Source organism: Acetobacter lovaniensis, from assembly GCF_014207635.1.
GTDB lineage: Bacteria > Pseudomonadota > Alphaproteobacteria > Acetobacterales > Acetobacteraceae > Acetobacter > Acetobacter lovaniensis.
The window spans coordinates 1-1,261 of sequence record NZ_JACHIE010000054.1 but is presented as its reverse complement, the minus strand read 5'-3'; the positions used below and the strand labels follow the sequence as shown (position 1 = coordinate 1,261).

Here is a 1,261-nt window from a genome sequence, read left to right as displayed (position 1 = left end):
GACCCAGCAGGCAGGGGGAATGATGCAGGAGGATGGCGGCCCGTCGGTTAAAACTCTTGCCGTGTGATGCCAGAATTCTATGATGCATTCACGACAACCATGAGATTACGCAGTTTTTCTGACTGACCCGCACATGTTTTGCATTGTGTCACCTTGCCAAGAGAGAAAAGGATAACACCATGAACACATCCGTTCATACAAATGCCCCCGTACTGGTGGCTGACGCCGGTATCCCCCTGCGTGAGATTCTGCCCTGGGCCGTGTTCGGCCTGATCATGGCAGCACTGCTGATTTACTTTGTGGGTGCGGAACAGGGTGCCACCTCCCTTATTTCTGGTCATTCCGTGCATGAATTCGTGCATGACGGCCGCCACCTTCTCGGCTTCCCCTGCCATTAAATAACGATCTGTCAGGAAAGAACTCATCTCATGGTTGGTCGTCTTCTTGCCCGCGGTATGGTCGCGGGTATTGTGGCTGCGTTGTTGACCTTTGTGTTCGCCAAACTGTTTGGTGAGCCACAGGTGGCTCTGGCCATTGCCTTTGAAGCTGCACAGGACGCCGCAGCAGGTAACGCGCCTGAACCCGAACTGGTCAGCCGTTCGGTGCAGGCATCCTATGGCCTGCTGACCGCAGTGCTCATGTATGGTGCGGCATATGGTGGTGCGTTCGCCATTGTGTTTGCTCTGGCTTACAAACGCCTGAACCTGTCCAGCCCCCGTGTGCTGGCCCTGCTGCTTGCTGGCATTGGCTTTTTGACCTTTGTTCTTATCCCCGATCTTAAATATCCGCCAAACCCACCTGCTGTGGGGCTGGAGGAAACTATTGGCCTGCGCACGGCCATGTATTTTGCCATGGTGGGGCTTGCCATTGCCATTTCCATGATTTCGCTGCTGGTCGGTCGGGCTCTGGTGGCATCTCTGGGGTGCTGGAACGCGGTATTGTGCGGTATTGCTCTTGGTCTGGCGCTTGTGGTGGTTGCACAGTTCGGCCTGCCGGACATTAACGAAGTCCCGGGTAATTTTCCCGCTATTGTACTCTGGCGCTTCCGCGAGGCGGCCATTGGCATGCAGCTTGTCATGTGGTCCACTCTGGGGCTGGTTTTTGGCGCACTGGCCGAAAAGCTGTTGCAGTCCCCGCGTGTGCAGGCGCGCTAACGCAACAACAAGTCTTCATACAGGTATAAAAAAAGGGCCACGCATTTGCGTGGCCCTTTTTTGTTGGGTCATATGGCTTTACCTGAGCAAGGCCATACGCCCGGCAG

2 protein-coding genes are annotated in these 1,261 nt (G+C 55.4%); both read left to right on the top strand.

What is annotated here, in order from left to right; genetic code table 11:
* Positions 1–179 precede the first annotated feature (179 nt).
* On the top strand, positions 180–398 hold the full coding sequence (locus tag HNR55_RS16665; protein WP_166117248.1) for a CbtB domain-containing protein: 219 nt from the start codon (positions 180–182) through the stop codon (positions 396–398).
* A gap of 30 nt (positions 399–428) precedes the next feature.
* Positions 429–1,154 carry a CbtA family protein gene (locus tag HNR55_RS16660; protein ID WP_166117246.1) on the top strand — a complete coding sequence of 242 codons (726 nt, stop codon included), beginning with the start codon at positions 429–431 and terminating at the stop codon, positions 1,152–1,154.
* The last annotated feature ends 107 nt before the right edge of the window (positions 1,155–1,261 follow it).